Origin of the sequence: Anaerococcus lactolyticus ATCC 51172 (genome assembly GCF_000156575.1) — a bacterium.
GTDB lineage: Bacteria > Bacillota > Clostridia > Tissierellales > Peptoniphilaceae > Anaerococcus > Anaerococcus lactolyticus.
Map to the genome: position 1 here is coordinate 20,412 of NZ_GG666047.1, position 23,996 is coordinate 44,407.

The following is a 23,996-nucleotide window of genomic DNA, read 5'->3' on the forward strand; positions in this document are numbered from 1 at the left end:
TTTAAGGAAAATTATGAAAAAACAAATAAAAAAAATATTTAAAAGTTTTTATTCGATGAAAACTGGGATAATTTTGCTAGTGGTAATTGCACTTTTATCGGTAATAGGAACAGTGATTCCCCAAGGTAACCAAGAAGAATTTTATCTTCAATCCTACAGCAATACTTGGGCAAAACTTATCCTTCTTTGTGATTTTGATAAGGTGTTTTCCGCATGGTGGTACATCTTAATTACAATCCTACTTTTGATAAATTTATTTTTGTGTAGTGTAAACCGCTTTAAGGTAATTTTTGAAAAATCATTTAAGGATCCTGAAATTTCGCCCAAACTGAAGGAATATCAAACATGGACCAGGGTAAAAGATGATGAATTATCTATTTTTAAAAAGCTAAATATTAGAGCTTATAAGAAAACAGAAGTAGACGGGAAGGAAGTTTTTTATAAGTTTGATGGCAAAATTGGATACATGGGATCCTGGCTTACCCACCTATCCTTAATTATAATTATCCTAGCCTTTGCCTATGGTAGGTACAGGGGATTTGAAGAGTTTGTTCATGGAGTGCCAGGAACTGTAATGGAGCTTGAAAATTCTTCTTATAAGATTAAAGTAGACCAATATGATGTAATGTTCAGGAAAGACTACACAGTTGACCAATACATCACAAGCCTGAGTATCCTTGATAAAAATGACAAGGAAGTTGACAAGGGCCTTGCTATGGTAAACAAGCCTTTTAGGTTTAAGGACTTTAATGTATATCAAAATTCTACAGGTTGGGCCTACCACGCCTTACTATTTAAGGATAAAAAGTTATTAGAAGATAAGCTCATGTATAAGGGTGATGTCTTTGTGGCAGATAATAAAAAAATTGCCTTGCAATTTGTAGATTTTTATCCAGACTTTGATGAAAAGTCTATGATGAAACCAAGAACCAAGTCGCCATTTTTAAAACATCCCGTAACTTTATATGCTATATTCTATGATGGATTTAGGGTGGATATGGGACTTAACCATCCGGGAGAACCCATAGAATGGGAAGGCTACACATTTGTGATTAGGGATCCACAGATGTTTACCCTCTTGCAGGTGGCAAATGACCCAGCAACACCTATAGCACTTTTGGGAGCCATCCTCCTAATGATAGGTCTATTTTTAGCCTTCTATATAAATCCTAGGGAGGTCATTGTAGTTAGGGACGATGGTTTTGATTACCTTCACATTAGGCAAGCCAAACACGATAAGCTTCACAGCAAAAAATATGAAAAAATAATTGGAGAGATTAAATTATAATGAACTTAGTAAAAGTAGAAAATATATTATTTTATATAAGTCTTTTTGGCTATTTAATATCTATGTTGCTATTCATAGCACTTTTTGTAAATAAGACAGAAAAGTGGGGGATAAGGGGCAGAAATGTTTTAACAGCAGCCTTCCTAGCCCACACCCTAGCCTTGGGTGTTAGGTGGGTAAATGCAGGAAGGATTCCACTTTCAAACCAATATGAATTTGCCACTGCCTTTGCTTGGGGCATAGCTCTTTGCTATTTGATTTTTGAAAGAAAATATAAGCTCCTAGCTATGGGCACATTTGTTACCCCAATATTATTTTTAATAATAGGCTACGCTGCTATGCGTGATAGGACAGTAAGACCTTTGATGCCAGCTCTTGATAGTAAATGGCTAGCAGTCCATGTTTCCCTTGCTATCCTATCCTATGGGGCCTTTGCAGTAGCAGCAGGCATTTCTGCCATGTTCCTTATGAGAGATAAGTTTAGTAGTGATTCATTTTTATCAAAGTCTATGGCAGATAAAGAACAGCTTGACCTAATCGCCTATAGGATTATAGCCTTTGGATATATTTTCTTATCCCTAGTAATGATAACAGGTGCTATCTGGGCAGAGTCTGCCTGGGGCAGGTATTGGGCATGGGATCCAAAGGAAACTTGGTCCTTTATCACTTGGATAATCTATTCAATCTACCTTCACCTAAGAAGGTCTAGGGGTTGGGAAGGAAAAAGAGCGGCTATATTTGCAATCTTAGGTTTTATTTGCGTCGTCTTCACCTATATTGGCGTAAATACCTTATTACCATCACTTCACTCCTATGCATAAGAGGAAAATATGAAAAAATTTAAGATAAAAGACCTTACTTTCATGGCTATATCCATAGCCTTGATGTATGTCTTTGGCAAGGTTTTGTACTTGATGAGTAGGTTTTTTCCGATTCCAGGCTCCCGAGTCATATTTACCACACCACTTTTTACTTTTATTTTAACAGCAGCAGTTTTAAAAACTAAAAAAATTGGAACCATATCCATAGTCATGGGCCTTTTGGCCCTGATTTTGTTGAGGCTAACGCTTTTTGGGGCCATAGCTGTAGGCCTTACAGGGATTTTAACAGACCTTACTAGCTTGATTTTAATAAAATCTTACACAGACTATAAGTCAATTAATAAGACCCTAGCCTTTCATAGTTTTTATTCGATATGGACTTCATATTTTTTGGTAAGTCTTTTTATCGAAAATTCTACCTTTGTTATGGGTAATATTTTTTTTGTTTTCATCACTTCACTTATCTTATATTTTGTTGCCTACTATATAGGAAAACTTACTATAAGACTATTTGAGTCAAGGAAATTATTGGACAATAAGACCCATAGTTTTAAGGATTAAAAAATTTTACTAGACCTTGGTAGATTGTTTAAATTCCTTTTTAAAGTAAAATAATATAGATAAAAATTATTGAATTTTTACATGGAGATTTTATGATTTTAACAAAAAATATAAACAAGATTATGGAGCCTATTTTTGTTATAGCCCTAAGTCTACTTTGCTTATATTTTGCTCAAACTAGCCTGATTTTTATAGGAATAATTCCTATATTATTTACAATATTTTACTTTAACGAGGGGATATTAAGCTTTTTAATTAGCGCTGGTGGAACATATATTTTAGGAATGATTTTTACTGATAGGGAAGATATTTTTACAAGTTTTGTTCCCTTATTGGTTATTAGCCTTGGGCTAATCGTTCTAATAAGCCTTAGATTTACTGCTAGGGTTCAGATTCTTACAGCTTTTATCATAACTAGTTTAACTTTTATTTTTTTATACAAATACAAGATGCTAGTTAATAATATAAGTATGGATAAGTTAGCTATAAATTTAAAGACAAGCTTTGAAAGTTCTTATCCATATAGGCTGGACTTTGATGTTTATAGGCTTACTACAAGTCTTTATCCGGCCATACTAGCTTGGATATCAATGTTTTATGCAATCTTGTCGGTAAAAATAATTAGAAATTATTTGTCAGTTGTAGATGAGACTTATACAGATATAACCCAGCTTGATGAACTAAGGCTAAGACCTAGAGACTTACTTATTCTTTTGATTATTGGTCTAGCTTTCTATTTCGTAGGTAGATTTTTTTCTATCGGGAAAATATATATTTTAGGAAATTTAATTTTACTAAGCCTGATGTTTTTTGCAATTAATGGTTTAAGTCTTTTTGATTTTATGTTAAAGAACTCAAACTTGCCTCTAACGAGGGCTTTCCAGTGGTTTTTCATGCTGATACTCATCCAGATTTTAATTATCCCTTTGATAATCTTTGGGATAGCAGATATATTTTTAGATTTTAGAGCAAGGAGGAAAAATGAAGAACAATGAAAAATTTATTAGCACACCTAATATTGTCTTAATAATGGCATTTCCCTTACTTGCTTCGATAGTAGTATTTTATTATAATCCTACACTTGGAGCCTTAGGGCTGTTTGTTTCATTATTATTATTTTTGTTTTTGAAAAGTATAAACACAACCAAGGCTAAGGAATTACAAAGGTATGTTGATGAAGTGTCATATTCTTTTGATTCTATTACTAAAAATGTAGTATTTGAAATGCCATTTCCAATCGCTATCGTAGAAGACGATAGGAAGATTAAGTGGCACAATTCATTTTTCAGGGACTTATTTCCAGATAGAACCCTAATAGGAGAAGAAATAGATACGCTAATTCCAGACTTAGGTGCACTTGAATTTGACAATGAAGAGATTAGGACATCTAAGAATGTAAATATTTCCGATAAGGTAATCCAGTTTTATTACTCTACAATTTTTGAAGATGATAATAGCAAAGGTCTTACCTTCTTATATGGGATAGACAATACTTACGATGAGTCAATCAAAAAACTTTTTAAGGATAAGAGGCTGGTATTTTATTCTGTATTTATAGATAACTATGAGGATATAAGAAACTCTGCTAGCTCCGAAAACAGACCTAAAATTTTAGGAGAGATTGATAGGGTAATAAATGAGTATTTCAAAAAATACAGCTGTCTTGTCAGAAAATATGAAAACGACAGGTTTATGATCCTAAGTGAATACCAGGACTATGTTGAAATTCACGATGATAAATTTTCAATTCTCGATAAGGTGAGGGATATTAACGAGGGCAATGCTTTGCCACCAACCTTATCTATAGGCGTTGGTATAGCAGGAGCTAAGCCTTCAGAAATTTATTCTGATTCAAGAGATGCAATTAACATTGCTCTTTCACGTGGTGGGGACCAAACTGTTGTTAAACTTGAAGATAATTATGAGTACTTTGGTGGAAAAACCAAGGCTATAGAAAAAACTTCTAAGGTAAGATCAAGAGTAATTTCCCAAGCCCTAAAAAGAATGATGCAAACAAGCTCTGATATTTATATCATGGGCCACAATAACCCTGATATGGATTCATTCGGCTCATCCCTAGGAGTCTATGAAGGGGCAAGGACACTTGATAAAGAAGCTTACATCATCCTAAATGAAGTAACAAAACCAATTGAGAATATGTATGCAAGGGCCACTGAAGAATTAGAAGAATTAAAAAATCATATCCTTACCGAAGAAGAGGCGCTTAAGAAGATAAGTCAAGCTTCTTTGGTAATAGTAACAGACAATCATAGGAAAAATTCCACCGAAGGGCCAGGTCTATTAGATAAGACTGACAATATCTTTATCATTGACCACCATAGGAGGGGCAAGGACTATATCAAAAAAGCGACTATTTCCTATATCGAGCCTTACGCTTCATCCGCTTCGGAGCTTGTTACAGAAATTTTATCCTATTTGGAAGAAGATTTTAAGGCAAGAACTGCTGTTGCAGAATCGCTATTGGCTGGTATAACAGTTGATACCAAAAATTTTGTCTACCAGACTGGAGTTAGGACCTTTGAGGCAGCATCTGTTCTTAAAAGATGGGGTGCTGATTCAGTTTACATCAAAAGGATGTTTAAGGATGACTTTGAGATTGTAAAATACAAATCAGAGGTAATAGCAGATTCGTTCATAGTGAATGATTTTATTGCTGTAGCTCATTTTAATAGGGAAAAGATGGGTCAACCTTGATTGCAAGTCAGGCTGCAGATGACCTTTTAAATATAAAAGGAGTTCTTGCAAGCTTTGTCTTAACAAGGGCTAATAATAAAATTCATATTTCAGGTAGAAGCTTAGGCGATATATCGGTACAATTAATATTAGAGCGCATTGGAGGTGGCGGACACTTAACAGCCGCAGCCACCCAATTAGATATGAGCATGGAAAATGCTGAAAAAATGTTAAGAAAAGCTATTATTGAATATATAAGAGAGGAAGAAGAAAATGAAAGTAATACTAACAGATAATATTGTAAGAGTTGGAGTTAAGGGAGACCTTGTAGATGTAAAGTCAGGATACTTTAGAAATTATCTAGATCCACAAGGACTTGCTGTTAAAGCAACAAAAGAAAACATGGAAGAACTTGAAAAAATGAGAGACCAACTTAAGAAAGAAGAAGCTGAAAATAGAAAAGCAGCTGAAGCTCTTAAGGAAAAAATTGAAGGTCTAACTGTAGAACAAAAGGTAAGAGTTGGCGAAGATGGAAAACTATTTGGTTCTGTAACAAACAAAGATATAGCTGAAGCTCTAGCAAACCAAGGAATTGAACTTGATAGAAAGAGAATCGAAGAAGTTGAAAAAATCGACGGACTTGGTGAATTTGTTATCAATGCTAGACTATACGAAGGAGTTAACGCAGAGCTTAAAGTTAATGTAGTTGCTGAGGTAGAATAATGACAGATGGCTTAAGGCCACTACCTTATGACTTCTTATCAGAACAGGCTATCATAGGTTGTATTTTAAGTAAAAATTCGACCTTCGATAGTGCAAACCAAATTATAAAACCTGTAGACTTTTACGACTCGAGAACCCAGAGGATATACAAGTCCATAGTCACAATGTTTGAAAAAGACATTAAAGTTGATTATGTATCGCTTGTAAGCCAATTATCGAGTGAAAATATATTACAAGAAGTTGGAGGGGAGGAGTTTATCACTGAGATTACCCTCTCCTCATTTTATACTCCAAATATTGAAACTTATTGTAAAACAGTCAAGGAAAAGTCGCTCCTAAGAAGTCTTATTGGGGCAAGTGAGGACATAATCGATTCATCATATAAGCAAACAGATGATGTAAGCGATATCCTTGCGATCGCAGAAAATAGAATATTTGAAATATCACAAGACAGTCATAGCCAAGGTCTTGTAAGAGTTTCTGAAACAATGGATGAGACCCTTAAGCAAATAAATGAACTCACCCTTGCTGATGGGAAAATCACTGGAGTGGCAACAGGTCTTGATGTAGTTGATAATAAACTTTCAGGTCTACAAAATTCTCAACTTATCCTACTTGCAGCCAGACCTGCTATGGGTAAGACTGCCCTAGGTTTGACTATGGCATGGAATGCAGCCAAGGTTGGAAAGTCTGTTGCATTTTTCTCCCTCGAGATGTCTACCTACCAGCTAAACCAAAGACTTTTATCTATGGTAAGCCTGGTAAGTCTTGAGTCAATTATTAATGGGTCTATAAGGGATGACGATTGGACCCTTCTAATTGATGCTACAAAAAAGATAGTTAAGACTGACCTATATGTTGACGAAACACCTGGTATTAGATTATCAGAAATGAAGTCCAAACTAAAAAGGTTAAAGGCAGAAAGGGGCCTAGACTTAGTTGTAATCGACTACCTCCAATTGATGCAGGCAGATGGAAGACAGGAAAATAGGCAAAATGAAATTGCCTCTATTTCTAGAGGTCTTAAATCTCTATCCAAGGAATTAAATTGTCCAATCCTTTCCCTTGCCCAGCTATCGAGAGAGGCTGACAAGAGGGCAGATCATAGACCAATCCTATCTGACCTAAGAGAGTCAGGTGCAATCGAGCAGGATGCAGACGTGGTAATGCTTTTATATAGGGAAGACTATTACGATGAGGAAGTTGAACCTAACCAAGCCAAGGTGATTTTTGCTAAGCATAGGAATGGTGCAACAGGAACAGTAGATTTGTTCTTCAATAAGCAGTGCACAACTTTCACAGACCTATCCCTAAGAGAAGAAAATGTCTAGGATATATTTAGCAAAGATAGATACCGAAGCGGCTTTTGAACTTCAGAAGTGGGCAAATTTCTCTGATCCAAGGCTTATTGGCTATAATTATGGCAACCTTACAGACTTTGAAATCAAACTCTGGCAAGGCACTATTTCTATGCCAAATAAAAAATATTTTGCTGTAAGAAGAGTATTAGATGACAGGTTTATAGGTTTTGTTGGACTAAAAAATATAAATCCTCTCTTTAAAAGAGCCAAGTTAGGCATAGTTTTCGATCCGAATTTTGTATCGGAAGGCTATGGCTATGAGGCAGTCCTTGCTATATTAAGGGTGTTTTTTAAGGAAATGAATTACAGGACTCTAAATTTGGATGTAAATACCTTTAATGAAAGGGCTCTTAACCTATATAAAAAGTGTGGTTTTAAAATTGCATCTTATAGCAGAGAAGTATTTGAAAATCAAGATATAGAAGCAGATGATAAGGATTTTGAAATTTCCCATGGCATGATTTATTCGAAAATTATTAATATGAAACTAACAAAGGATGATTATAATGAACTTTGAAATGCAAGAATTAAAATTAGATATGGGTACAACTCCATTTGAAAATATGTTTTTAAATACCTATCTTCAAATGGCTGATGGTGATGCTATCAAGGTTTATCTATTAATCTATAAGGAAATTTACAATAATAATACAGTAGATGAAGGCAAAATTAAACGTCAGCTTAACTTTGATGACCAAAGATTTTTAGATGCTGTAAATTTTTGGATTAATATGGGTATTTTTAGAGAAAAAAAGAACGCTGATGGAAAAACTTATATAGAAATTGTATCCCTAAGACAGATGTATTTTGGTGAAAGTGACCAAACTCCTTCAAATGAAATTAATTTCGATAAGGCTCAAAGAAAGTCGATGATGTTTGAAAATATTGAAAGAATAATAGCTAGAAATTTAACTCCAGCTGATATTACAAGGATTCATGAAACCCTTGGCGAATATGACCAAGATCCTGAACTAGTTACAGAAGCCTTTAGACAGGCTAGGGAAGCCGGTAATGTCGATGTTAAGTACGTAATGGGCTATTTAAAAAGCTGGCGAGATACGGGAATAACAAGTCTTAATGACCTAAGGATGAAAGAAGAAAGAGATAAGCTTAAGAAGGTGACAGGAGTGAGGACCTATAGAAGAAAGTCCGACCCACAAATGCCAAGCGATGGGATGTCTATAACAGAAAAAGCTAGACGCAAGAGACTTCAAAGATTGAATAAGACGGAGAATTAGTATGAAAGCTAACGAAAAAGCCTCACTAATCTTAGCAGAAAGACGAAGAATGAATAAGGTTTTGCAGGAAGAGCGCAAAGAGGAAATTTATAAAAAAATCCCACAAGTAAAGGCTATTGACGAGCTTATAAAGCAAACGGGTTTTGATAGCTTAAAGCTTGCAGCCTCAAAAATTAATACAGAGCCTTACGAAGAAAAAATAAAAAAATTAAGGGAAGAAAAAAATAAACTTCTTATTTTAAATGGATATAAGACTGATTACATGGATTTGAAATACCACCATGACCTTTGCAAGGATACAGGTTTTGTGGGCACCAAGCCTTGTTCCTGTAGATTAAAGTTGATCATAGAAGACAATTATGAAAAATCAGGCCTTAGGGCTGCTATCAATAGGGAAAATTTCTCTACTTTTAACTATGATTTATTCTCAAAAAATCCCTACATGAATTATCAAGTAAGCCCATATAGAAATATTGTTGATATAGTAAATGATATCAAGCACTTCATTGATAATTTTGATAAGCAAACAGGAAATATTTATATTTGGGGAGATGTTGGCAGGGGAAAGACTTTTTTGATAAATTCTATTGCCAAAGACCTACTTGATAGAAATTATTCGGTAGTTTATATGACATCTACCAAGCTATTTAAATTTTTAAACGATTATTACTGGGCCTTTGAAGATAGGCGTGAAAATTTAGAAAATCAGTACGAAATTATTTTTGATTGTGACTTATTAATAATAGATGATTTAGGAGCTGAGACTCATAGGTCAACTGACCAATCAAATCTTTTTGATGTTGTAAATGAGAGGATGAATAAGGGACTACCTATAATCTTATCTTCAAATTTAGAAGAGGCAATGATTGGAGAAATTTATGGATCTAGAGTATTTTCTAGAATTTTGGGTAATAATTCTAAGACCTATGAAATATTTGGTGAAGATCTAAGATTAAAGGGGACAGATTATGATTTTAGTTGATAGAGATCAGATGCGTGCTATAGACCGATATGCAATTAATACTCTAAAAATTCCAAGCATTTGCTTGGTTGAAAGAGCAAGTCTTGCTGTGCTTAAACATATCAACCTCAATAAGTTTGGCTACTTTGCAGTAGTGGCAGGAGTCGGAAATAACGGCGCCGATGGTCTTGCCCTTGCCAGAAACCTCCTTGCTAGATACAAGGATGTGGAAATTTATATTGTGGGCGATGTAGCAATGGCTAGTGAAGAATTTAAGATAAACCTTGCCTCTTGCGAGACCCTCTGCGAGGAAATCTTTTATGTTGAAAGCATTGAAGATTTGGAAAATATGGAAAAAAGGTTGGCAAATGTAAACCTAATTGTTGATGCTCTTTTTGGTACAGGACTTAATAGAACAGTGACAGGAATCTATGCAACAGTTATTTCAATATTAAATAATGTGATGAAATATAAGGTCTCAATCGACCTTCCTTCTGGCCTTGATGCCTCAACAGGCATGGACCTTGGTGAAGTTGTTGATGCAGACTTAATTGTCACTCTCCAACTAATGAAGGCAGGTATCTACGAAAGAGAAGCTTATAAGAAAAAGTGCGTAATAGAAGATATAGGTATTCCACAAAAGGCTATAGATTCTGTTTTATACGGGTTAGTAAATTAAGAAAGACTTTCTACGAGTCTTTTTTATTTTTTTGCAATTCTTTACCATGATGATATAATAAAAGAAAAGAGGAGGCTCTTATGAAAAAGAAAATTTTGCTCATAGTACTCAGTCTATTTGTCCTAACTTCTTGTGGGGTTGGGTCCTATTCTATAAAGGAAGAAGCAAATAAAGCCTTAGACTATGCGAGCGAACATGACCAAGCAAGAGAGGAAATGACAAAAGATGAAGCAGGTCCTAGTGAAGCAAGCGAGAATTTAAGTGAAAATCCGGACGATTATATAGAAAAGTTTGTCTATATAGACCTTGAAACCATGAAATATGATGAGGATTTAAAAACTATAAAGAATAGTGTTAATACTCTTAAAGGTTTGATAGAAAATGAAGCGACCTTTTTCTCCTCATCTGATAGGTCAAATGATCTAAAAACAACCGAATTTACCATAAAAATCCCAAGAGATAGGTCGGAAAAATTTGACCAAGTCTTAGCAGGTATAGGCAAGACTATGGATATTAATAAAAATTCTAATAACCTACAAACTGCTTTCAGGGATGTGGATAAGGATCTAGAGATTAAGCAAAAACAACTAAAAAAATTCAATGAGCTCTTGGATAAAACTACTAATATTGATGACACCCTTGTTATAAATGCAAAAATTATAGAAACCCAGGGTGAGATTGATGCTATAAAAAAGGCAAAGGCAGACCTAAAAACAAGGGTGACCTATGATACCTACAATATCACCCTCAAGGAAGTTTTTTCCTTTGACCAAAGAGCAAACAACCCAGACTTAGGAACTAGGATTAAGCTAGCCATGGGAGAATCCTTAGCTATATTCAAAGGATTTTTCTCTCAATTAATAGTAGGATTTTTCCTCTACCTACCATTTATCATCATAATTTTACTGGTTGTTTTCATCATTTATGGGCAAAAGAAAAAAATCAAGAAACCAAGGGACTGATTAATCAGTCCCTTTTTTGTAAAATAATTTTTACTCTTAAGTTTGCTTTAAGACAAAAATACTTGGGACAATATTAGTTTCCTCATATGTATCCTTATTATTTAAATCCCATATAATTAATAAAAAAAACCCGATGCAGGTGCGAAACCAATTCATAAAGAACTATAGAGACCTCTTGTCGCTGCGCTCCTCGAGGTGGGAGTCTTTTATTTGAACTATTTTTTAAAATATGAGAGTAATTTTTATATGAAAAGCAATATAAATTCCCAGGAACCAATATAAACCCACACACCCATCTCGAACGCAGTGAGAGACCTCCATCATTCAGGATATCAAAGGTTCCGTATGTGCATCGTTATTATACTAATCCTTCATAATTCACCATAAAAAACCCCAATGCAAGTGCGAACTCCCATTCAGAAAAAACTATATAGACATCTCGTCGCCGTGCTCCTCGAGGTGGGGGCCTTTTTATTTGAACTATTTTTCAAAATATGAAAGTGATTTATATATGAAAAGCAATATAAATTCACAGGAACCAATATAAACCCACAAACCCATCTCGAACGCAGTGAGAGACCTCCATCGTTAAGGATATCAAGGGTTCCGTATGTGCATCGTTATTATACTAATCCTTCATAATTCACCATAAAAAATTCCGATGCAGGTGCGAAACCAATTCAGAAAAAACTATAGAGACCTCTAGTCTCTGTGCTCCTCGAGGTGGGGGCCTTTTATTTGAACTATTTTTCAAAATATGAGAGTGATTTTTATATGAACAGCAATATAAATTCCCAGGAACCAATATAAACCCACAAACCCATCTCGAACGCAGTGAGAGATCTCCATCATTCAGGATATCAAGGGTTCCGTATGTGCATCGTTATTATCTTAAGCCTTTATAATTAACAAAAAATACCGATGCAGGTGCAAACCCAATTCATAAAGAACTATAGAGACCTCTTGTCGCTGCGTTCCTCGAGGTGGGAGTCCTTTATTCTAACTTTCTTTTATTTGACAAGTCATAATTTTCTTGATATGATTAAACAAATGGGGAGTTAGCTCAGCTGGAAGAGCATCACGTTGACATCGTGGAGGTCGCTGGTTCAAGTCCAGTACTTCCCACCACTTGCAGGAATAAACCTGCTTTTTTTATTTGCCTTAAATCTTTACATGGAAAAATTTTTAAAAATAAAACCCCCGGACCTAGCAAAAGTAAAAATGCTATTACTTTCAAAGTCCAAGGGGGTTTTCTATTCTCCAACTTTATTTACATTCAAAATCTTTCTTATAACCAAGTCAGCGTAAGCTTGACTACCTTCCACATTTGGGTGGGTCCTGTCAACAGCTAAGAGCTCTGGTCTATCCTTAACATATTCACGCCAGTTAATTAGGTGGGCTTTAGGATTATCATCGACAAAGTCTTTCATATCCTTATTAACCTTGTCCATGTAGGATTGAAGGTGGGAGGTGTTTACAAAATATACATCTCTTCCATCAGCAATATCCATTATAGCCTGCATGTCTTTGTGGTTGGCAGATCCATTTGATCCAAGTGATATAAGGATTATATCGCCGAGACCAACATTATTTTTAATATTTTGCAAAATTTCTGGCCCTGCTGGCATATCCCTGCCTACCTTGCCGTCAAGGTAGAGGTTTGGTACGTAGGCTCTTAGGTACTTATCAATGTTTATAAGGACTGAATCGCCTACAGCAGTGATGTGGAGGTCTCTGACATAGAAAAGTTCATTTTCTGTGAAATCAAAATCATCATAGGCTTTTTCCTTAAAGTTCTTTGATGATTTTTTCACCTCATCTTTTTTATCTTCATCTTTGTCTTTTTCTTCTTTATCTTTTTCTTCGTCGTCATCGCTAGGAGAATCTTTTTTATCCTTATCTAGCTTTTCTTTTTCTTCTTCATCTTTATTATGAGTTTTGAAAGACTCGTTATTTTTCTTGATTTCTTCTTCGCTCTGTGCAAACCTAGCCTTAAGCTCAGCCATATCCTTTTCTTTCTGGTTGCCAATGGCAAGGGAAATAGCATTTAAGATAGCAAGACCAACAAGTGGAACTATAATTAAGTATTTATTAATTCTCTTTCTGTCAAAAAGTATGTGGCATACTTCACCCATGAATATTATCCATATTACTTGTAATCCATAGAATAAGAATTTATTTTCTAAGAGGTTGATCAAGAAATATGCAAAGAATACTTGGACTACATATTGGAGGATGTATAGGTAGAAGCTCCTCCTGCCTAAGTATTCTAATATCCCACCAAATATAGTGCGAGAAAATCCAGCTCCATATTCTATTTCATACTTATAAAGGACTGCAACCAATAAGGCAAAGCTTAGGGTGTAGACAAGGAAGAAGGACCTATAAATCCAAATATTTTCACCGTTTATAAAAAACATTGGCAAGAAAATACATAAGCCCAAGATGCCTATAGCAATCCTTAGGTGATTTTGATTTAATTCTATCCTATCCCTGTATTTTAAATACAAGAGGTAGAAGGCCATTCCGAAGAAAAAGGCATATATTCTTGTATCTGTTCCGTAATAAATGCGTATGATTGGACTATCAGTAAGGGCAAGGTAAAAAGATATAGCTACACTAGCTATAGCCAAGATGAAAATCATCCAAATCTTTAAGGAGATAGATTTAACCATCCCACCTAAGTACTTAACTATATAAAAAATTCCTATAAATTGAAGGTAGAGAGCTATGTACCAGAGGTGGACAAAAATATTAAAATTACCATTCCTATCAAAATATGAAGCCCCAGCAATGATTTGTCTTATATTTTCAAAACCAAAAACTACAGCCAAACTTGATTTGGCAGAGTCATCAAAGATTTCCCTTGCAAAAATCAGGGCAATCACAAGACTTACAAACATAATAAAGACAATCGGAGGAAGGATTTTTTTAACCTTTCTCTTAAGACTTTCAAATATATCTATAGGGGTTAGGTCCCTGTTGAAATTTGCTTTTTCCATCAGGAAGCCAGACATTACTAAAAATCCAATTACAGCTAAAAATCCACCTGGCAGGGCGTGACCAAAAAGGTGGTAGGTTGAAACTGCTAAGAGACAAAGACCTCTTAGGATATTTAAGTAGCGGAAACTCACTTTTCTTTTAGTTAATTTTTTCACATTTCTCTCCATAACAAAATCATTATACTCTACTAGAGCTGATTTAAAATTATTTTATCCAAAGATTATGAAATAAAAATGTTCACAGTGTTAAATTAGGATAAAGATTATCAAATGCAACTAAAGAAATTTGCATTTTTTGCGATATGTTGTATATTATAAGAAATGAAATATTGCTATGACAAGAAGTAGTAGCTGTTAAAGACACTTAGAGAGGGAATGGTTGGTGGAAATTCTCTGTTGGAGCCAGTGAATCCGTCTTTGAGCAAATAAGAAATTAAGGCAAGCTAAGCTTGTATAATTTGGGTGGCACCACGAGACCTTCGTCCCAATTGGGGAGGGCTTTTTTTATGCATATTTTTAAGGAGAAGACATGATTGATATTAAATTATTAAGAGAAAATCCAGATTTTGTTAAGGAAAATATTAAGAAAAAATTTCAAGATGAAAAATTAGTTTTAGTTGATGAAGTCCTAGAACTTGATGAAAAACTTCGCAGTTACAAGACTGAAGGCGATAGATTAAGAAGTGAAAGAAACAAGACATCTAAAGAAATTGGTGCTCTTATGGGTCAAGGAAAAAAAGAAGAAGCTGAAAAGGTTAAGGCCCATGTAGTAGAAATTAATGACGAATTAGTCCACATCGAAGAGGAAACTGCTAGACTTAACGAAGAAGTTAAGAAAAGAATGCAAGTCATCCCACAAATCATAGACGAAACAGTGCCTTTAGGTAAGGATGATACAGAAAATGTAGAAATCGAAAGATTTGGTGAACCAGTAGTACCAGACTTCGAAGTTCCTTACCACATCGACATCATGGAAAGCTTTGATGGTATCGACCTTGATTCATCAAGAAATACTTCAGGTGCAGGATTCTATTACCTAAAGGGTGACATAGCAAGACTTCACTCAGCTATTCTTTCCTACGCGAGAGACTTTATGATTGATAGGGGTTACACATATTTTGTTCCACCATTTATGATTAGGTCCGAAGTAGTAACAGGTGTTATGTCTTTTGCTGAAATGCAAGATATGATGTATAAAATCGAGGGCGAAGACCTCTACCTAATCGGTACTTCTGAACATTCTATGATTGGTAAATTTATCAACACCATCAACGAAGAAGAAAAAATGCCGCTTAAGATGACATCATATTCTCCATGTTTTAGAAAAGAAGTTGGGGCTCATGGCATTGAGGAACGTGGAGTTTACCGTATCCACCAATTCGAAAAACAAGAAATGGTAATTATTTGTAAACCAGAAGATAGCAAAAAATTATACAACGAACTATGGCAAAATACTGTAGAATTCTTTAGAAGTCTTGAAATCCCAGTAAGAACCCTAGAATGTTGTTCAGGAGACTTAGCAGACCTTAAGGTGAAATCTTGTGACGTAGAGGCATGGAGCCCACGTCAAGAAAAATATTTCGAAGTTGGATCTTGTTCAAACCTTGGCGATGCCCAAGCAAGAAGACTTGGAATCAGACTTAGAGGAGAAGATGGAAACTACTTTGCCCATACCTTAAATAACACTGTAGTAGCTCCACCAAGAATGCTAATAGCCTTCCTTGAAAACCTACTTCAAGCTGACGGCAGTGTAAAAATCCCAGCACCACTACAAATGTATATGGGTGGAAAAGATAAAATCGTACCAACAGCAAAATAAATTTTTGACTTAAAAGCACCCCAGCCCGGGTGCTTTTGCAATAATTTTTTTAATTTTAAAAGATAGGGGAAAATCGTTAATGATCCACAAAAACGATCTTGCAATATTAGAATTTGATGATTCGTATGAATCGGTAATAATGCCAACCCATGAATGGCTAGATATAAAATTACCTAAAAAATGTGTTTTTGGATTTTTGGAAGACCATATTGACCAGTATGCAAGGGAAAACAAGGCTAAAAAAATCGCGGAATTTGAATCTGCAACAAAGACCTACCCAGTTTACCTCACAAAGCATAGGGGTCAGGAAATTTGTCTTGTCCAAGCTCCGGTAGGCTCAGCACCTGCTGCCCAGTTAATGGATTGGCTTATTGGTTATGGGGTAAGGGAAATAATTTCCACTGGTACATGTGGGTGCTTGATAGATATGCCAGAGTCAACTTTCCTTCTCCCAACAAGAGCCGTAAGACAGGAAGGGACAAGCTTTCATTATGTAAAACCTTCCAGGTATATAGGAATAAATCCGATAGCTATATCTGCAATAGAAGATTTATTTAAAGAAAGAAGACTCAAATATAGGGAAGTTATGACCTGGACTACAGATGGATTTTATAGGGAAACTAAGGATTTGGTAAAATATAGGGTGGAAGAAGGGTGTTCTGTGGTTGAAATGGAATGTTCTGCCCTGGCAGCTGTGGCGGAGATGAGAAAAGTTATTTGGGGTGAAATTTTATTTACAGCGGATACTTTAGCTGATATAGAAAATTATGACCAAAGAAACTGGGCCAGAGACACTTTTGCCTACGCATTAGAACTTGCCATGGATGCGGTTTGCAAAATATAAATTTAAGACTTATAAGTGAAGATTAAAATAGAGACTAAGATTTTTCTTAGTCTCTGTTTGTATCTAGCCTATAATTTTTCCTGCAAAGTCTACAAAGCTATCGCAGGCAGTTTGAACAAAGTCTCTGGTATCAGTGACTAACCTGCCATCCTTATCTATTAGCTCGTTAATTTTTGATAAGTAAACTTCTGGCTGGGCCATAGCTATAAGTCCAACACAGGTGAAGGATTGTTTTAGGGCAAGGTTGGATGAAACACCACCCATAGAGCCTATAGTTGAGCTAAAAACTGCTGCTGGCTTTCCCTTCCAAAGATTGCCTTCAGGGCCTCTAGAGGCAATATCTATGGCATTTTTAAGGACTGGGGCAAGGGACCTGTTATATTCTGGTGTTACAAAAATAAAAGCGTCACAAGCCTTGACATCTTCTCTGAGTCTGGTGTAGGCTGGGTGAACTTCCCCAAGGTCTAGGTCTTGGTTATAAAAAGGCATATCAGCAAGGTCTATAAAATAAGTTTCTTCCTTAATTAGAGAAGCTACTTCCTTTGCTAATTTTTTGTTCCATGAATTTTTCCTAAGAGATCCTACTAAGATTCCAATTTTCATATATTCCTCCCTTATTTTTATAACTTATACCCAAAAAACTTCTATTAAAGCAAAAGTGCCAGGAAAATGAACTGCTTCCTTAAGATAAATCAGAGTTTAAGTCTTAAGTCAGTTCAAAATCTTGGCAACTATTTTACTTATCGTTTTTATTTCTTATATACTTATCAATATTGGCTGCGGCTTTTTTGCCGGCTCCCATGGCGAGGATTACTGTGGCAGCGCCACTTACAGCGTCACCTCCTGCAAAAACTCCGTCCTTGCTAGTCATGGTTGTATCATCTATTATAATTCCACCCCAAGATTCGGTTTTTATATCTGGGTTGGTGTGCTTGATAAGAGGGTTTGGTGATTGGCCGATTGAAACTATAACAGAGTCAAACTCGACTTCTTCGTATGTGCCAGTAGCAACAGGACGTCTTCTACCTGAGGCGTCTGGTTCACCAAGTTCCATTTTTTCAACTTTCACAGCCTTAACCCAACCATTTTCGCCGATAATTTCCACTGGGTTGTGAAGGTTCATAAAATTAACGCCTTCTTCTATGGCGTGGTGGCTTTCTTCTGCCCTTGCAGGCATTTCTTCAAAACTTCTACGATAAACAACGGTCACATCTGCGCCAAGTCTTTTAGCAGATCTTGCTGCATCCATGGCCACATTTCCACCCCCAACTACGCAGACTTTTTTGCCAACGTGGACTGGTGTGTCATATTCAGGAAACTTGTAGGCTTTCATTAGGTTCATCCTTGTTAAAAACTCATTGGCAGAATAAACTCCGTTTAGGTTTTCACCAGCAATGCCCAAAAATTTTGGAAGGCCAGCACCAGATGCGATGTAAATTGCCTCATAGCCTTGATCATAAAGATCTTCTATAGAAAGAGTCCTGCCAACTATGGTGTTGGTTTTAAGTTTGACTCCAAGGCCGATTACGTTTTTAAGTTCTGTATTTACAAGTTTTTTTGGAAGTCTAAATTCAGGAATTCCATACATCAAAACCCCACCTGCAGTGTGAAAGGCATCGAAAAGTGTTACCTTATAGCCAAGTTTTGCTAAATCTGCTGCACAAGTTAGGCCTGATGGTCCAGCTCCAACAACAGCTACCTTTTCTCTATTGGCATAAACTTCGACTGGCTTTTTGTATTTTTTGTTGTTATGATAGTCTGCTACAAATCTTTCAAGCCTGCCTATACCAACAGGTTCGCCTTTTCTTCCTCTTGTACAAACGCCCTCGCATTGGTTTTCTTGCGGGCAAACTCTGCCACAAATGGCTGGAAGGTTGTTGGTTTCAGCAATTTTTTCATAGGCAGCATCAAGGTCGCCGTCGACAATAAATTGGATAAATTCAGGGATTTTAACAGAAACAGGACAACCAGAAACGCAAGGTTGGTTCTTGCAATGGACGCATCTTTTAGCTTCTTCCATAGCCATCTCTAGGGTGTAGCCTGTCGCAACTTCCTCGAAATTTTTATTTCTTACCTTAGGGTCTTGTTCAGGCATCTTAACTTTTTCTTGACTCATATTAAATTTTGCCATTTCTTACCTCCCCAGTTAGGTTACAAATGTGTTCTCTTTCTTCTGTAGCGTAGTTTCTCGACCTGTTCATGGCCTCATCAAAGTCGATTAAAAATCCGTCGAAATCTGGGCCATCAACACAGGCAAATTTCATCTCGCCACCAACTGTAAGCCTGCAACATCCACACATACCTGTGCCATCAACCATAATTGAATTCATAGAAACTGTTGTTGGAATATTTTTTGGTTTGGTAATGTTAACTACATTTTTCATCATAATGGCAGGGCCAATTGTAAGAACGTGGTCGTAAGATTTTCCTTCATTTATTAGGTCTTCTAATACTTGGGTTACAAACCCCTGCCTACCATAGGATCCGTCATCGGTTGTTATGTATAAGTTATCTGAACAAGCTTTAAGCTCATCTTCTAGAATAATTATGTCTTTATTTTTAAAACCCATGATGACATCGACATTGGCGCCTATTTGGTGAAGGTATTTGGCCTGTGGGTAGGCAATGGCAGTTCCAAGTCCACCACCGATTACACATACATTTTTGCCTTTTAAATCATCTAATTCGGTAGGCTTTCCAAGAGGGCCAACAAAATCTAAAAATCCATCTCCAGCCTTAAGGCCGTTCATTCTCATAGTTGTACCACCCACTATTTGGACGATAATTGTTACATTTTCTCCGTCGGTCCCTGAAATGGTGAAAGGCACTCTTTCGCCCTTTTCATCAAGCCTTAGGATAATAAATTGGCCAGGCAGAGCTTTTTTTGCAATATCCTTGGCTTCTACAACAAACTTAATTGTACTATCATTTAAGTTTGTTTTTTCTATTATTCTTGCCATAAGTCCTCCTTTTGACAAAGTTATCTATACTTATAATATACTTCAGATAGGTACAAATAAAAATTAGAACTAAGCCCTAGGTGAAATATTAATTATAAATAGTATTATAGACATACTAAGAGATTTATAGAAGGGAGACTTATGGAAAAAAACAAGAGAAAATATACAAACAATTACCTATTTAGAAGGTTCTTACCTTATTATGGACCTTACAAGAAGGTTTTGACCATAGATTTATTGGCAGCAGCCTTTACAACAATTTCTGAATTAATCTTGCCACTTTTGTTATCCTACCTGACAGATTGGGCTCAAATTGGAATCTTAGATGCTCCTAGGATATTGAAAGTTGCAGTAATTTACGTTATAACAAAGGCAGTATCAGTTGTTGCCAGATATTTCATGCAGTCTATGGGCCATATCATGGGAGCCATGATCGAAAGAGACATGAGAAAGGACGTATTTAACCACCTCATGGAGATGGATACAGAATTTTTTAATGAATCTAAAGTCGGCCAACTTATGACTAGGCTAACATCGGACCTATTTGAAATTACAGAATTTGCTCACCATGTTCCAGAAGAATTTTTAGTCGGAGTTATCAAACTATTTGTATCTTTCGTGGTACTTTTGACAATCAACTGGAAATTATCCCTAGTTATCTATATCCTAATCCCACTTATGTATGTAGTATCTAGACAGTCTAGGGCGAAATTTAGGAGGGCGACCAAAAATTCTAAGAAGCAAATTGGAGAAATTAATGCAGGCGTGGAAGACACCCTACTTGGCATCAGCGTTGTCAAATCCTTTGCGAACGAGGCAATAGAAAAATCAAAATTTGCCAAGGAAAATGACAAGTTCGCCGACATCAAGGCAGACCAATACTACAACATGGCAAAATACTTCATGGTTAAAGACACATTTTCTGGCATAATGTACTTGGCTTTAATCGTAATTGGTGGATTTTTGGTAATCCAAAAAGAAATCACACCGGGTGATTTAATCGCCTTTACCATGTACCTAAATATGTTAGTTGCAACCATTGAAAGACTAATAAATTTCACCGACACTTACGAAAGAGGCACCACAGGCATCGAGAGATTTATTGAAATTATGAGTCTTGATAGGGATATATTTGATAAGGAAAATCCTGAAACTCTTACCAATGTGAAAGGCAAGATAGAATTTGACAAGGTTTCATTCAAATATCCAAATACACCAGTCGGCGAAGCCTACGTCCTAAAAGATATGTCATTTAAGATAAATGTTGGCGAAAACATAGCCCTTGTTGGCCCATCAGGAGCCGGCAAGACCACTATTTCTAAACTAATCCCAAGATTTTACGATGTAAATGAAGGTGAAATCAGGATAGACAATACCAATATCAAGGACCTATCCATTGAATCTTTAAGAAATAATATTGGGATTGTCCAGCAAGATGTTTATCTATTTTCAGGCACAGTAAGGGCAAATATAGCCTACGGCAAGGAAGATGCGACAGAAGAAGAAATCAAAGAAGCAGCTAGACTTGCAGGGGCAGATGAATTTATAAAAGACCTGCCAGATGGGCTTGACACCTACATTGGAGAGCGAGGAGTGAAATTATCAGGAGGACAAAAGCAAAGAATCTCAATTGCCAGAGTCTTCCTCAAAAACCCACCAATCCTGATTTTAGACGAGGCAACCAGCGCCCTAGACAACAAGAGCGAAGCCATAGTCCAAGCTTCCTTAGAAAAACTATCCATAGGCAGGACCACCCTAACAATCGCCCACAGGCTATCAACCATCATAAACGCCGATGAAATCATAGTCCTAACCTACGATGGCATAGTAGAAAGAGGTAATCATAAGGACCTCCTAGCCAAAAAAGGCGTCTACTATAACCTATACAATTCAAATAACACAGACCTATTCGGCTAAAAAGAACAGACCCCGGGGTCTGTTTTTTGTTGGTAAAATAGGTTAAAGATGTATAATATATGAGGACAGAAAGGATAGCTTATGAAAAAACTACTTGGCAAGGCCTTGCATGGACTTGCAAGCTTAATAGGAACTATTTTTACAGTTCTAATTAATTTTATGAATATATTAGTAATGACCTTTGAAGGGATTAGAAGTCTTTTGGCGCTTGTTTTCATGGTTGGATGTTCGACTTTTATTTTCCTTCCAACTCTTTTATTGTTTTTACCTAGCAAGGTCTGGTATGCGATTTTTATTATCCTTGTTATTCCAGTTCTTGGGCCTAAGTTTATCTCTATCTTAAGGTATGGAAACTACGTTCTTACAGAATGGATGTATGATAGGGCAAATTATTTGATTACAGGCCAGAGGGTTGGTTTTGAAAATATTTCAGATTATTCTGAAAAATACAAGGTTGATCAAGAAAGAGAAAGGCAAAGACAGGCAGAAGAAGAGGCCAGAGCTCGCCAAGAGCAGATGTATAATTACTTTGAAGACCTTTTTGGCAATTTCACTTATTATGATGCAAGGGATTTTAACCAGGGCAATTTCGGTGGATTTGATGGCACTTATAACAACGGAAATTTTGGGGGCTTTTCTGGTGTAAATGATCTTGGTTTTAAGGAAAGGTATGAAAGAGCTACAGGCAAGCTCGGAGTGCCAGTAAATACAGATATTTATGAGGTTAAGCTTGCCTATAGGAAGCTTGCGAAAAAATATCACCCAGACTTGAATAAAGAGCCTGGTGCCAAGGAAAAATTCCAAGAAATCAACGATGCCTATGAGTTTTTGTCTGAAGAAAATATTAAAAAATACAAAAATACTTATTTATAGGATAGACCATGCATGATGTAATTTTAGATGAAAAATCAGCTGTTTTATTATCGGAAGTCGCCTCAAATGCAGGTGCACTCATGCTTGAGAATGGGGCAGAGATATATAGGGTTGAAGATACAATAGAAAGAATTATTAGGAGTAAAACAAACGCTAAGGATGTCGATGTTTATTCTACCTTTAATGTGATTATCCTCTCTTTTACTTATGAAAATGAGGTTCATTCAAATGTTAGGAGGGTAAAAAGCAGGTCTAATAAACTTTTTTATGTTGATAAGGTTAACCAGTTTTCGAGAGATTTTTGTGCAGGCAAGCTCAGTCTTGAAGAGGCCTTAATCGAGCTTGAAGAAATCAAGCAAAGTAAGGGCAGGCCACTTTTTGAAAGATTTTTTGGTGGAGCAATCGCGGCTGGAGCCTTTTCCCTTCTTTTAAGTGGGGGCCAGAATGAGATGGCAATTTCCATAATTGTTGGTATGCTTTCCTACTATGCTTCATATGTTATGGAGCAAAATGGCTTGGGATATTTTGTGGTAAATTATCTTTATGGGGTAATAGTTTCTATCCTCACAATGATTTTTGCCCGTTTTTATCCAGATATTAAGTCAGGTGTTATCATTGTTTCATCCATGATGGCACTTTTGCCGGGTATTACTATAACAAATGCCATGAGGGATTTAATGAGTGGAGATGCTACATCAGGCTTAACTGGAGCTGTTATTGGTATTTTAATTTCCACAGCCCTCGCTATGGGAGTTGGTACGCCTATTACAATTATGAAAATTTGGGGGTAGGATGTTTTATATTAAGGAATTTATTATATCAACCATTGCAGCAGTTGGTTTTGGTTTGATATTTGATTTGCCAAAAAAAGCTTTATATATTTCAAGTCTTGCTGCTGGTTTTGGTTGGGTAATTTACAAGGTTGTATTTGCCAATACTAATTCAGTTTACTTGGGCTCTTTGATTTCTGCCTTAGTTATGACAGCAACTGCAGAAATTTTGGCGAGAATCTACCACCATCCAGCTAGTGTTTTTATCCTTCCGGGCATCATAAATCTTTGCCCGGGTGAAGCGATTTATAAGTCAATGACAAATTTTATTGCCAATAATACCTATATTGCCATTGGTTTCCTATACAAGGCGCTTGGGATTGCAGCAGCCATAGCCTTTGGAGTATTACTTGCATCATCATTTTCTTCTTCGCTAAAGACCTTTAAGGAAAGAAACCATAGAAGGACTGATTTTACAAAATTTGGGAGAAAGAAATGAAGGATATATATTTAGCGGGCGGAT

Annotated in this window: 21 protein-coding genes, 1 tRNA gene and 1 pseudogene; 19 read left to right on the plus strand and 4 right to left on the minus strand. The window is 36.1% G+C overall.

Annotated features, from left to right (window positions below; all coding sequences use genetic code 11):
* The first annotated feature begins 13 nt into the window (after positions 1–13).
* From HMPREF0072_RS06720 to HMPREF0072_RS06775, 13 genes and pseudogenes are all read left to right on the plus strand, one after another.
* A complete protein-coding gene (locus HMPREF0072_RS06720) occupies positions 14–1,288 on the plus strand; it encodes a cytochrome c biogenesis ResB family protein (protein ID WP_004828621.1) in 1,275 nt (424 codons plus the stop codon).
* Complete coding sequence (gene ccsB / locus HMPREF0072_RS06725) at positions 1,288–2,109, plus strand: c-type cytochrome biogenesis protein CcsB (protein ID WP_004828624.1); 822 nt, start codon at positions 1,288–1,290, stop codon at positions 2,107–2,109. Before HMPREF0072_RS06720 ends, ccsB begins: the two co-directional genes overlap by 1 nt.
* Positions 2,110–2,118: 9 nt before the next feature.
* Positions 2,119–2,670, plus strand: coding sequence for a hypothetical protein (locus HMPREF0072_RS06730; RefSeq protein ID WP_004828625.1), 552 nt, complete (start codon positions 2,119–2,121; stop codon positions 2,668–2,670).
* Between the two features lie 92 nt (positions 2,671–2,762).
* Entirely contained in the window at positions 2,763–3,665 is a 903-nt protein-coding gene (locus tag HMPREF0072_RS06735; protein ID WP_004828627.1) for a DUF2232 domain-containing protein, read from the plus strand.
* A pseudogene (locus tag HMPREF0072_RS06740) lies at positions 3,652–5,660 on the plus strand (DHH family phosphoesterase). The gene HMPREF0072_RS06735 and the pseudogene HMPREF0072_RS06740 overlap by 14 nt, the downstream one beginning before the upstream one ends.
* Positions 5,638–6,087 carry a 50S ribosomal protein L9 gene (rplI, locus tag HMPREF0072_RS06745; RefSeq protein ID WP_004828636.1) on the plus strand — a complete coding sequence of 150 codons (450 nt, stop codon included), beginning with the start codon at positions 5,638–5,640 and terminating at the stop codon, positions 6,085–6,087. The pseudogene HMPREF0072_RS06740 and the gene rplI overlap by 23 nt, the downstream one beginning before the upstream one ends.
* A complete protein-coding gene (gene dnaB, locus HMPREF0072_RS06750; RefSeq protein ID WP_004828638.1) occupies positions 6,087–7,418 on the plus strand; it encodes a replicative DNA helicase in 1,332 nt (443 codons plus the stop codon). Before rplI ends, dnaB begins: the two co-directional genes overlap by 1 nt.
* Positions 7,411–7,965: a GNAT family N-acetyltransferase gene (locus HMPREF0072_RS06755; RefSeq protein ID WP_004828642.1), complete on the plus strand. Its 555-nt coding sequence runs from the start codon at positions 7,411–7,413 to the stop codon at positions 7,963–7,965. Before dnaB ends, HMPREF0072_RS06755 begins: the two co-directional genes overlap by 8 nt.
* Positions 7,946–8,686, plus strand: a complete 741-nt coding sequence (locus HMPREF0072_RS06760; protein ID WP_004828644.1) for a DnaD domain-containing protein — start codon at positions 7,946–7,948, stop codon at positions 8,684–8,686. The genes HMPREF0072_RS06755 and HMPREF0072_RS06760 overlap by 20 nt, the downstream gene beginning before the upstream one ends.
* Before the next feature lies 1 nt (position 8,687).
* On the plus strand, positions 8,688–9,668 hold the full coding sequence (locus HMPREF0072_RS06765) for an ATP-binding protein (protein WP_004828646.1): 981 nt from the start codon (positions 8,688–8,690) through the stop codon (positions 9,666–9,668).
* The gene (locus HMPREF0072_RS06770) at positions 9,655–10,326 is read left to right on the plus strand and encodes an NAD(P)H-hydrate epimerase (RefSeq protein WP_004828648.1); all 672 of its coding nucleotides are present in this window, start codon (positions 9,655–9,657) and stop codon (positions 10,324–10,326) included. The genes HMPREF0072_RS06765 and HMPREF0072_RS06770 overlap by 14 nt, the downstream gene beginning before the upstream one ends.
* An 80-nt stretch (positions 10,327–10,406) precedes the next feature.
* Positions 10,407–11,288 (plus strand): DUF4349 domain-containing protein, encoded by an 882-nt coding sequence (locus HMPREF0072_RS11100; protein ID WP_004828650.1) that lies wholly within the window; start codon positions 10,407–10,409, stop codon positions 11,286–11,288.
* Positions 11,289–12,340: 1,052 nt separating this feature from the next.
* Positions 12,341–12,416 (plus strand) — tRNA-Val (locus tag HMPREF0072_RS06775).
* Between the two features lie 125 nt (positions 12,417–12,541).
* Here HMPREF0072_RS06775 and HMPREF0072_RS06780 read toward each other — a convergent pair.
* Positions 12,542–14,446, minus strand: a complete 1,905-nt coding sequence (locus HMPREF0072_RS06780; RefSeq protein ID WP_248601175.1) for an acyltransferase family protein — start codon at positions 14,444–14,446, stop codon at positions 12,542–12,544.
* A gap of 373 nt (positions 14,447–14,819) precedes the next feature.
* Here HMPREF0072_RS06780 and serS point away from each other — a divergent pair, with 373 nt between their 5' ends.
* Both serS and HMPREF0072_RS06790 read left to right on the plus strand, forming a co-directional pair.
* Positions 14,820–16,109, plus strand: a complete 1,290-nt coding sequence (serS, locus tag HMPREF0072_RS06785; protein ID WP_004828654.1) for a serine--tRNA ligase — start codon at positions 14,820–14,822, stop codon at positions 16,107–16,109.
* A 79-nt stretch (positions 16,110–16,188) separates the two neighbouring features.
* The gene (locus tag HMPREF0072_RS06790) at positions 16,189–16,953 is read left to right on the plus strand and encodes a nucleoside phosphorylase (protein ID WP_004828656.1); all 765 of its coding nucleotides are present in this window, start codon (positions 16,189–16,191) and stop codon (positions 16,951–16,953) included.
* Positions 16,954–17,016: 63 nt separating this feature from the next.
* Here the strand turns inward: HMPREF0072_RS06790 and HMPREF0072_RS06795 are convergent, their stop codons facing one another.
* The 3 genes from HMPREF0072_RS06795 to HMPREF0072_RS06805 form a co-directional block, all read right to left on the minus strand.
* Positions 17,017–17,556 carry an NADPH-dependent FMN reductase gene (locus tag HMPREF0072_RS06795; protein WP_004828658.1) on the minus strand — a complete coding sequence of 180 codons (540 nt, stop codon included), beginning with the start codon at positions 17,554–17,556 and terminating at the stop codon, positions 17,017–17,019.
* A 133-nt stretch (positions 17,557–17,689) separates the two neighbouring features.
* A complete protein-coding gene (gltA, locus tag HMPREF0072_RS06800; RefSeq protein WP_004828660.1) occupies positions 17,690–19,084 on the minus strand; it encodes an NADPH-dependent glutamate synthase in 1,395 nt (464 codons plus the stop codon).
* Positions 19,071–19,913 carry a sulfide/dihydroorotate dehydrogenase-like FAD/NAD-binding protein gene (locus HMPREF0072_RS06805; protein WP_004828662.1) on the minus strand — a complete coding sequence of 281 codons (843 nt, stop codon included), beginning with the start codon at positions 19,911–19,913 and terminating at the stop codon, positions 19,071–19,073. The genes gltA and HMPREF0072_RS06805 overlap by 14 nt, the downstream gene beginning before the upstream one ends.
* Before the next feature lie 141 nt (positions 19,914–20,054).
* Here HMPREF0072_RS06805 and HMPREF0072_RS06810 point away from each other — a divergent pair, with 141 nt between their 5' ends.
* The 4 genes from HMPREF0072_RS06810 to HMPREF0072_RS06825 all read left to right on the plus strand — a co-directional run bounded on the left by HMPREF0072_RS06810 (position 20,055) and on the right by HMPREF0072_RS06825 (position 23,972).
* Positions 20,055–21,830, plus strand: a complete 1,776-nt coding sequence (locus HMPREF0072_RS06810) for an ABC transporter ATP-binding protein (RefSeq protein ID WP_004828663.1) — start codon at positions 20,055–20,057, stop codon at positions 21,828–21,830.
* Positions 21,831–21,911: 81 nt separating this feature from the next.
* Complete coding sequence (locus HMPREF0072_RS12595; protein WP_004828665.1) at positions 21,912–22,703, plus strand: DnaJ domain-containing protein; 792 nt, start codon at positions 21,912–21,914, stop codon at positions 22,701–22,703.
* An 8-nt stretch (positions 22,704–22,711) separates the two neighbouring features.
* A complete protein-coding gene (locus HMPREF0072_RS06820) occupies positions 22,712–23,494 on the plus strand; it encodes a threonine/serine exporter family protein (RefSeq protein WP_004828667.1) in 783 nt (260 codons plus the stop codon).
* Position 23,495: 1 nt separating this feature from the next.
* Positions 23,496–23,972 carry a threonine/serine exporter family protein gene (locus HMPREF0072_RS06825; RefSeq protein WP_004828668.1) on the plus strand — a complete coding sequence of 159 codons (477 nt, stop codon included), beginning with the start codon at positions 23,496–23,498 and terminating at the stop codon, positions 23,970–23,972.
* The last annotated feature ends 24 nt before the right edge of the window (positions 23,973–23,996 follow it).

Coding starts and splice junctions, on each gene's coding strand:
- HMPREF0072_RS06735 (WP_004828627.1), top strand. CDS start 2,763: ATGATTTTAACAAAAAATATAAACAAGATTATGGAGCCTATTTTTGTT.
- serS (WP_004828654.1), top strand. CDS start 14,820: ATGATTGATATTAAATTATTAAGAGAAAATCCAGATTTTGTTAAGGAA.
- HMPREF0072_RS06720 (WP_004828621.1), top strand. CDS start 14: ATGAAAAAACAAATAAAAAAAATATTTAAAAGTTTTTATTCGATGAAA.
- gltA (WP_004828660.1), bottom strand. CDS start 19,084: ATGGCAAAATTTAATATGAGTCAAGAAAAAGTTAAGATGCCTGAACAA.
- HMPREF0072_RS12595 (WP_004828665.1), top strand. CDS start 21,912: ATGAAAAAACTACTTGGCAAGGCCTTGCATGGACTTGCAAGCTTAATA.
- HMPREF0072_RS06790 (WP_004828656.1), top strand. CDS start 16,189: ATGATCCACAAAAACGATCTTGCAATATTAGAATTTGATGATTCGTAT.
- HMPREF0072_RS06770 (WP_004828648.1), top strand. CDS start 9,655: ATGATTTTAGTTGATAGAGATCAGATGCGTGCTATAGACCGATATGCA.
- dnaB (WP_004828638.1), top strand. CDS start 6,087: ATGACAGATGGCTTAAGGCCACTACCTTATGACTTCTTATCAGAACAG.
- HMPREF0072_RS11100 (WP_004828650.1), top strand. CDS start 10,407: ATGAAAAAGAAAATTTTGCTCATAGTACTCAGTCTATTTGTCCTAACT.
- HMPREF0072_RS06825 (WP_004828668.1), top strand. CDS start 23,496: ATGTTTTATATTAAGGAATTTATTATATCAACCATTGCAGCAGTTGGT.
- HMPREF0072_RS06795 (WP_004828658.1), bottom strand. CDS start 17,556: ATGAAAATTGGAATCTTAGTAGGATCTCTTAGGAAAAATTCATGGAAC.
- HMPREF0072_RS06810 (WP_004828663.1), top strand. CDS start 20,055: ATGGAAAAAAACAAGAGAAAATATACAAACAATTACCTATTTAGAAGG.
- HMPREF0072_RS06730 (WP_004828625.1), top strand. CDS start 2,119: ATGAAAAAATTTAAGATAAAAGACCTTACTTTCATGGCTATATCCATA.
- HMPREF0072_RS06820 (WP_004828667.1), top strand. CDS start 22,712: ATGCATGATGTAATTTTAGATGAAAAATCAGCTGTTTTATTATCGGAA.
- HMPREF0072_RS06805 (WP_004828662.1), bottom strand. CDS start 19,913: ATGGCAAGAATAATAGAAAAAACAAACTTAAATGATAGTACAATTAAG.
- ccsB (WP_004828624.1), top strand. CDS start 1,288: ATGAACTTAGTAAAAGTAGAAAATATATTATTTTATATAAGTCTTTTT.
- rplI (WP_004828636.1), top strand. CDS start 5,638: ATGAAAGTAATACTAACAGATAATATTGTAAGAGTTGGAGTTAAGGGA.
- HMPREF0072_RS06765 (WP_004828646.1), top strand. CDS start 8,688: ATGAAAGCTAACGAAAAAGCCTCACTAATCTTAGCAGAAAGACGAAGA.
- HMPREF0072_RS06760 (WP_004828644.1), top strand. CDS start 7,946: ATGATTATAATGAACTTTGAAATGCAAGAATTAAAATTAGATATGGGT.
- HMPREF0072_RS06755 (WP_004828642.1), top strand. CDS start 7,411: ATGTCTAGGATATATTTAGCAAAGATAGATACCGAAGCGGCTTTTGAA.